Origin of the sequence: Methanospirillum stamsii, assembly GCF_003173335.1 — an archaeon.
Lineage (GTDB): Archaea > Halobacteriota > Methanomicrobia > Methanomicrobiales > Methanospirillaceae > Methanospirillum > Methanospirillum stamsii.
The window spans coordinates 1-7,494 of sequence record NZ_QGMZ01000025.1 but is presented as its reverse complement, the minus strand read 5'-3'; the positions used below and the strand labels follow the sequence as shown (position 1 = coordinate 7,494).

Here is a 7,494-nt window from a genome sequence, read left to right as displayed (position 1 = left end):
GATAAATTTATAAATCAAAAACAGGTTCCGGAATCCGGTGGGGTAGGAAAGGGAAATGAGGATTGTTGTCCGGATTTTCAGTCTGACCGTTGCACCTTTTTCAAACAGGGTTCCGGATAGGCTTGTGATGCTCACCGTTCCGGTGTTTAGTCCACTAGCCGGGTAAATTCCGGTTACCTCTGGTGGAGGAGTGATGATGAGATAACGGATACATTTGTTGCATTAATCGTTGTTGGTCCGGTTTTCGTGAGGGCTACGGTTGCACCTGATGAGAAGTTACTGCCTGATAGGGTTGTTATGTTCACCGTTCCGGTGTTCTCCCCGGAATTCGGAGTGATACCGGTAACGACTGGCTGATTAAGTATCGTAAATCCGTTTGCGATAGTTACCGTCTGCCCGTCATGGTTGAAAAGTGACATTCCACTGGCCTGGTTCTGCACCGGTTATCGGCAGGGTACAGGAGACCCGGGATGAGGAGATGAGAAGAACGGAGTTTGCATTGATACTTGACTGGCCTGATTTTGAAAGGGTGACCGTAAGGTCCGAGTCTGTCATGCTCATGTAATTTGATCCGGTGATGTTTACCGGAATTGAAGCAGAATTCTCTCCGGTTGCCGGGGAAATGGCGTCTATTACCGGAGCAGAATGATCATATATCCAGGATAGTCCGGCCTTGTCGGGATCAGAAAGGGTAACGAGGTTCCAGTTTTCAAGAGTAGGATCTCTTGAATAATACATAACTTTGTGTATTGAATGAATGTCATCCGGGTAGGGATTATTTAGATTTCCACAAAGATCCCGGAGGTGAAACCAATGCCCGAATTCATGGAGCATTACAGACTGTAAGTTTGCTGTGGTTTCATTCGCTTTGGTGACACTCCAATTCTGAGTTGAGTTTATTATTATGTCAGCTTCTATGATTTGTTGATCAGTACCTTGATAAGTTAATGCTGAGGCAAATGAGCCACCTGTTAAAGGACCAAAACAAATAAGACTGACTCCATCTTTTTTTCTTTCTGTTTTTGTACTAACTCCATTATAATGTAGATGGAACTTTGAAGGAACAACGGCATTCCATGAATCTGCTGCCGCATTTATCGCGGTGAGAAAATCAGTGTTAATATCAGCACTCACAAAATAAGAGTTATTATTTGAGTTCCATTTTTCTCGTCCAAATGAAAAAGGGACAGTAAAAGGATATTTCTCACTTGACTGGTTTTCATCTGTTCTTACGTAGATATATCCACTACTTACAGGAAAAGGGTTATCTAATCCATTTTCTTTTAACCTCACCTACCGATCCATAGGCGCATAGCAATTTTCTAATGCGTAGAAAATTTTTATCCGATTTAAATTTCCTATGGATCTCTCCACTGTTAAAATTTTCTTTAACCACAAAGTTCATATTACATATGCGCTTATAATATAGTAGCAGAAATGAAGTCGACAATCCGTATCAAGAAAATTAATGGGAAGGAGTACTGGTACGAAGATATCCCTTACTACGATAAGGAAAAAAAGCAAATCCGACATAAATCAAAATACCTCGGTAAGAATATCGATGGGCAACCAGTGAAAGTGCGATCAGATGATATGATTCCTGCCCGAATGTCCGTCTCTTCTGCCCCAAAAGCTGCATATAATCATGGAAATCTGCTTCCTCTTCAGAGCATAACCCAAGAGCTTTCAATTCAGGCAACTCTAGAAGAATTTCTTTCAGAATCAGAAACGGATACGTTATTAGCTCTTGTTTACAATCGCATTCTACGTCCCACAGCGATGACAAATGTTCAAACCTGGTATGAAGGATCTTCACTCTGGCTAAGTAACAATAAATTACCCCTATCTGGTCAAAGAATAAGCGAATTTTTAGCAAACCTGGGTCAAAAAAACATCCCGGAAGAGTTTATGAGTCGTTTCGCAGCTCACATTGAACCGGATGCCACTCTTCTCTACGATATCACCAGTTTATCCAGTTCATCGAAACTTCTGGAATGCCTAGAATATGGATATAACAGGGATAATGATGGTCTTCCACAGATCAATTTCTCCCTCGTTGTGGACAAGGATAAAGGGATTCCTGTGCGTTATGACCTTTATCCAGGAAGTATTGCAGACATTACAACTCTTAAAAATACAATCATTCGACTCAAAGATACTGGCTCGGAACAATTCAGGCTGATAATGGATAGGGGTTTCTTTTCTCAAACAACACTTGTTGAACTTTTGAATGAAAACATTCCATTTATTCTGCCTGCAACGTATCAATTGACCTCAATTAAAGAACTAATGAGTAAGTCACAAAATAAGGTTAAACAAGCCCAATATCTTCAAAAATTAGAAAAAGGGCCCATATTTGCAATGCCAGTTACATTAGAGCATCAATTTGATCTAGAAGATAGACCTAGAATTATTACCGTCAATGGATACTGCTATTATGACCCAAAAAGGGAGCAGGATGAAAGAGATTCTTTTTATGTTCAATTATTCGACGCTGTTGAACGATTGAAGAAAGCAAGACCACAAAACTGGAAGAGACCAGAGGTGGTGGTGAAAGAAATAACAAAAGGGTTTGCACGTTTCTTGAATTGGAAATTTATTGATGGGAAGTTTGAGGTCTCAATAAAACAAAAAGCGGTCACTCAAAGAATGAATCGCTTGGGAAGATTTATTCTTTTTTATAATGGTGATTTGGACTGGCTTTCATGTCTTACTCTGTATCGCCAGAGAGATGCAGTTGAGAAGTGCTTCTTAAGAATGAAGAATGATTTGGATACTTTGCCACTTAATGCCAGAAGAGATGATTCGGTGAAGGGTTATTTATTCATGGTTTTTATTGCCCTTATCATTCGCATGAGATTGCAGACTATGTTGAAAGAGACGGGACTTTCAAAACAATATTCTGTTGAAAAACTTCTTCTTGAACTTGAAAAGATCAAACTTTTTGTACTATCTCAAGGACAAATCCTACAATCTGAAGTCAGTAAGAAAAATAGAGAAATTTTAACTTCACTCAATTTATGTGCCTAAAGGTTTTCGGGAGGTGAGGTTTTAAATAACCAAATGGAACATTCACTTCAATCTGTGTGTCCGTCCAGTTAATTATCTCATTTTCATTATAGTCTGTGTCTTGTCTTCCTGAAGCAAAATAATCCGGATTATCTTTATTATATCCAGAATAAAATGCAATATCTGCTGTAGAATAATTTGAACTTTTATTTCCAAAATTTGTTCCCAAAATGGAGATTTGCGTTTTTGTTCCTGCTGAACCTTCACTTGGAGTAATAAATATGATTTCAGGAACTGCTGTTGTTGTTATTATCCCGTTTTTTTTGTTCCCGTTCATTTTGTGCTGTATATGACATATCTATTAATTCGATCGGTAATCCTTTTTCTGCATTTGCAATTGCTGGTTTAAGTTCATCGATAGAACGTGAACTAGTTTCAATGAGATAATATCTCCCTTTCCCAGATAAATCCCAATTATTCAAAAAATAGATCCCTTCATATGAAGCATCAGGTTCAGTTCTAGGGCATATATCATTATAACAGGTTGTTTCATTATTTATGGTTCCCCCAAATACATAATCATTGATTATCATTCCCTCGGTAACATTTGAATTATTACTCTGCTTCAGAATCTCTTTGATATAGATCTTACCTTCTGTCTCAATACCAGTTCCATTGACATGAACTGATTTCATATCGTACAGCGTTCCCTGAACGATTAAATCTACCCCTCGAATATTCTCATAATAATGATAATTCAAATCATTCATCCCCATCTTATCTCCAATATAAATTTGTGAAGCTTCTATGTAGGGGACAAAGAGGATAATAAAAAGGCAGAATATCAAACATATCGTTATATTTTTCATAATGCCCCCGGAAATGTATTTTCCTGAGTCTTTCTGACAAAATTTCCAGGTAGGAAATTACTTTTCAGTCCATTGAGAGAGACATAATAACCAACAATGTTACGAGAGATAAAATCGGTACAATTATCTACCTTCATCCGGAATTTGTTTTGTTTCATGAAAATACCCTTTTCGTGTGCCTGGTCCAGTCAAATAATATCCCAGCTCCCCACCTGCCGGTAATCATACTTGTATCTTCTCATTGATAACTAAATAAACAAATCAAAAATGAAAGATAAATCGAAAAACGTATATTCCATATGATTTATGAATAAGATAACCCAGGCATTAATATCATTAAATTTCTTTAACCTCTAATCAATCAGAAGTAAATTAAGTTGTATTTATTGTATTCGTTATCCGGACATAATCAGGGTGTTTGTTTTCTTTTTTGCCTGGATATTGTATATCCGGACAAATTATCATCTTTCTTCTCAGGTTATAACATTGATAAATTTATAAATCAAAAACAGGTTCCGGAAAATGGGAATAAAGAAAAGAAGAATATTATATGACCTATCTCGAAAGGGTGACCGTAAGGTCCGAGTCTGTCATGCTCATGTAGTTTGATCCGGTGATGTTCACCGGAATTGAAACCGAATTCTCTCCGGCTGCCGGGTAAATGGTATCTATTACCGGAGCAGGGTGATCATATATCCATGATAGTCCGGCCTTGTTGGGATCAGAAAGGGTGATGAGATTCCAGTTTCCAAGAGCAGGATTTCTTCCGTAAAACATGACCTTTTGTACCGGATAAATATCATTTGGATAAGGACTATTTAGATTTCCACAACCGTGAATAAACAGAAGAGGTATAAAAACTAAAGAATAACTCAAAGTAAGATCCTTTCTGAATTTAAAAAAAAGAGTAATCAAACTTTTCTTGATAGCGATAGAAAAACAGGGTTCTTGAAGTGTTCAAAAAACCTGTAAATGTTTTTTAATCTGTCCTCACAACTGGGGAATTAGTTACTGCAGGATCTGATTCTCTCAACTGACTACCATCAAAACCCATATGTGTCTACCCATTCAAGACCCTGGGTATTTTTCAGTTCTTTCGCCATATCTTTACTGATACCAAATATATCCATGTAATACTCTTCTATCCACTCTGAAACATTGATATCAGAGAATTTCTCCGGATAAGTACCTTTTGCTTCTATCAGTAGAATAATTGGAAGATCCAATTGGATATCCCCGCAACTTGTTAATTTTCCAATAGTGTAGACTTTTTTATCCTTGATAGCAGATACTTCCTGGATATTCTTGTAATAGTCTTCATCATATATCTGGCTTATATTGTAACCGCCACTGGATGTTTCCAGAATGATAACATCAGGGTCTAACTGGAGAACCTGTTCTGCGGAGAGGACATTTCTCCCTTCTCCATCATACGCACTTTGAATGTTTATCAAATTTGCAAATGTTGACGCACACTCTTTTGCCCATACAACAAGAACGCCTCCTTTATCCCTGGTACTCGAGGAACCAAGACCGGTGAAGAGTACGGCGGGTTTGTCTTTATCTTCAATGCCTTCTGTTCTTTCTACAATCTGAGAGACTCTGGCATCTATCTTATCAATAAGCTCCTTTGCTTTCTCTTCTTTACCGACAATAGTTCCTAATAATGCAATCTCCTGATATATGGTATCAATATCAGAAGTATGGAAGTTATTCGGATCCATAAGAACTACAACCGGAATGCCCAGTCCTTCAATCATTTCAACTGCTTTATCGGTCTTTTCCTTAAAATAGACATTTTTCCGGACTATTACCAAATCAGGATTGATTGCAGCAATTGTTTCAAGATTAATTCCATCTATTGGAGATCCAGCATTTGGAAGTTCACGTAAGGTTGGAATCAGGTAATCTGCCGTTACATTGGAACGGATGCCACCTCCGGTTCCTACAAGAGTATCCTGAGCTCCCAGAGCATACAGGGTTCCTTCAATAAAACCGAATCCCACTGCCACAATCTTGTCAACATGTTTTGGAATCGTAACCGATTTGCCATCCATATCAACAAGAGTCAATTCCGTATCACTTTCAGAGATAACGTCAGGAGCATAATCTGCCCAGCATGTAGTGGTAAGTAATACAATAAACATGCAAATGATCCAAATTCTCAATTTATAATTCATACTATCACCAAATTTGTATGAATAATTATTCAATCATATCATAAAATACATCTGCATTTATTACGATCGTTTAATTATGTAAATATCTGAATAATTTTTCAAATGAGGAAAAACTGAATTTTTCTGCCAAATGGGTCATTCATATGGCAATCATCTCCTCCCGGGGTTGAAATTACAATTGCAAAAAACTTAAAAATTATTGTAGAAAAAGATTTGAATCGAGTAAGAATATATGAAAATTATAGACCAATATCCTTTAACATGCCCGGAATATCCAGCCAGATAATAAGATACGTTTGATCAGAATCCCTGTCAAGTTGTTTCTGTTTGATGATTCCAAGGATATATGATGAAGTATCAGTATCACATGTTTTTTGGTCAATCTGTGATGAATGAACAGACATTACGGTTGTAACGTCATCCACAAGAATTCCAGTCTTGGATTTGGTTACAGAATTATCTATTACAATAATTCGTGCTTGTTCATTAATCTCCTTATTGGCAGTTATACCCATTTTTTCTTTAAGATCAATTATGGTTGTAATTTCTCCCCGGAGATCAATAATACCCTTAATAAATTGCTCTCTTCCTGGAAGTGGCGTAATCCGAGTATACTCAACGATTTCTTTTACATCAAAGAGATTTATTGCAAAGATGTCATCTCCCAGTATAAATTCTACAACCTGAATCTCATCTTGAATTTCATTAATTCCTGAATATGCCTTTCCTGTGTTCTCTACGGCCAGATCACCCATTATATCAAACCAGCCTGAATTTTTTCATCTCATTAGAAATGCTTGCAACAATACTTACCATTTCATTCATTATATGTCCGATTTCATCCATAGAAGCACTTGCTTCTTCTGTTGCTGCGGCTGTATCTCCCGCTTCATGGGTCGTATTCTGTACAAGAACAGATACTTCCTGAATACTTGCAGTCACTTCTTCTACCGATGCTGCCTGTTCTTCTGATGCAGAAGCAACATCCACCGTATTCTTGTTAATATCCTCTATAGTAGTGGCTATCTGATTAAAAGCTGTGAGAGTCTGATCTAATGCGATGCTTCCTTCTTGTACGGCATGGGTGGATTTTTCCATGGCATCAGTTGCCTGTTTTGCCTTTATCTGAAGAGCAGCGATCATATCTTCAATATTTTCTGCTGATTTTCGTGAATCCTGTGCAAGTGATTTGACTTCTGCTGCCACGACCGCAAAGCCTCTCCCTGCTTCACCAGCACGAGCAGCCTCAATTGCTGCATTGAGTGCCAGAAGATTGGTCTGATTTGCAATATCTGAAATGAGCCGGACAATCTTTCCGATCTCATCCATTTGCGTGTTGATATCGGTAACGATTGTACCTACTTCATTGGTAGACCTAAGTTTGTGAATTTATAACTTACAAATGACTCAACCTAATTTCTGGAAACAAGTTTGTG

At 37.7% G+C, this 7,494-nt stretch carries 9 protein-coding genes; 1 reads left to right on the top strand and 8 read right to left on the bottom strand.

Going from position 1 to position 7,494, the window contains the following annotated elements; all coding sequences use genetic code 11:
• Positions 1-173 precede the first annotated feature (173 nt).
• Positions 174-419: a hypothetical protein gene (locus DLD82_RS11925; protein ID WP_109941351.1), complete on the bottom strand. Its 246-nt coding sequence runs from the start codon at positions 417-419 to the stop codon at positions 174-176.
• Positions 400-1,293, bottom strand: coding sequence for an IPT/TIG domain-containing protein (locus DLD82_RS11920; protein ID WP_109941350.1), 894 nt, complete (start codon positions 1,291-1,293; stop codon positions 400-402). Before DLD82_RS11920 ends, DLD82_RS11925 begins: the two co-directional genes overlap by 20 nt.
• 144 nt (positions 1,294-1,437) lie before the next feature.
• On the opposite strand from DLD82_RS11920, the gene DLD82_RS11915 reads away from it, so the two are divergent.
• The gene (locus DLD82_RS11915) at positions 1,438-3,030 is read left to right on the top strand and encodes an IS1634 family transposase (protein WP_109941349.1); all 1,593 of its coding nucleotides are present in this window, start codon (positions 1,438-1,440) and stop codon (positions 3,028-3,030) included.
• On the opposite strand, the gene DLD82_RS11910 is transcribed toward DLD82_RS11915, so the two are convergent.
• The 6 genes from DLD82_RS11910 to DLD82_RS11885 all read right to left on the bottom strand — a co-directional run bounded on the left by DLD82_RS11910 (position 3,014) and on the right by DLD82_RS11885 (position 7,411).
• Positions 3,014-3,346 (bottom strand): hypothetical protein, encoded by a 333-nt coding sequence (locus DLD82_RS11910; protein ID WP_109941348.1) that lies wholly within the window; start codon positions 3,344-3,346, stop codon positions 3,014-3,016. The genes DLD82_RS11915 and DLD82_RS11910 overlap by 17 nt on opposite strands.
• Positions 3,297-3,878 carry a hypothetical protein gene (locus DLD82_RS11905; RefSeq protein WP_109941347.1) on the bottom strand — a complete coding sequence of 194 codons (582 nt, stop codon included), beginning with the start codon at positions 3,876-3,878 and terminating at the stop codon, positions 3,297-3,299. The genes DLD82_RS11910 and DLD82_RS11905 overlap by 50 nt, the downstream gene beginning before the upstream one ends.
• Before the next feature lie 555 nt (positions 3,879-4,433).
• Positions 4,434-4,655: a hypothetical protein gene (locus tag DLD82_RS11900; protein WP_109941346.1), complete on the bottom strand. Its 222-nt coding sequence runs from the start codon at positions 4,653-4,655 to the stop codon at positions 4,434-4,436.
• Between the two features lie 266 nt (positions 4,656-4,921).
• A complete protein-coding gene (locus tag DLD82_RS11895) occupies positions 4,922-6,025 on the bottom strand; it encodes an ABC transporter substrate-binding protein (RefSeq protein WP_181391412.1) in 1,104 nt (367 codons plus the stop codon).
• A gap of 272 nt (positions 6,026-6,297) precedes the next feature.
• The gene (locus DLD82_RS11890) at positions 6,298-6,813 is read right to left on the bottom strand and encodes a chemotaxis protein CheW (protein ID WP_109941344.1); all 516 of its coding nucleotides are present in this window, start codon (positions 6,811-6,813) and stop codon (positions 6,298-6,300) included.
• Positions 6,814-6,817: 4 nt separating this feature from the next.
• Positions 6,818-7,411, bottom strand: a complete 594-nt coding sequence (locus tag DLD82_RS11885; protein ID WP_281268007.1) for a methyl-accepting chemotaxis protein — start codon at positions 7,409-7,411, stop codon at positions 6,818-6,820.
• Positions 7,412-7,494 lie beyond the last annotated feature (83 nt).

What these genes read in the sequence shown, in the direction of transcription:
- DLD82_RS11925 (WP_109941351.1), bottom strand. Translation starts at nt 419, where the DNA reads ATGTCACTTTTCAACCATGACGGGCAGACGGTAACTATCGCAAACGGA.
- DLD82_RS11895 (WP_181391412.1), bottom strand. Translation starts at nt 6,025, where the DNA reads ATGTTTATTGTATTACTTACCACTACATGCTGGGCAGATTATGCTCCT.
- DLD82_RS11910 (WP_109941348.1), bottom strand. Translation starts at nt 3,346, where the DNA reads ATGAACGGGAACAAAAAAAACGGGATAATAACAACAACAGCAGTTCCT.
- DLD82_RS11905 (WP_109941347.1), bottom strand. Translation starts at nt 3,878, where the DNA reads ATGAAAAATATAACGATATGTTTGATATTCTGCCTTTTTATTATCCTC.
- DLD82_RS11915 (WP_109941349.1), top strand. Translation starts at nt 1,438, where the DNA reads ATGAAGTCGACAATCCGTATCAAGAAAATTAATGGGAAGGAGTACTGG.
- DLD82_RS11900 (WP_109941346.1), bottom strand. Translation starts at nt 4,655, where the DNA reads ATGTTTTACGGAAGAAATCCTGCTCTTGGAAACTGGAATCTCATCACC.
- DLD82_RS11890 (WP_109941344.1), bottom strand. Translation starts at nt 6,813, where the DNA reads ATGGGTGATCTGGCCGTAGAGAACACAGGAAAGGCATATTCAGGAATT.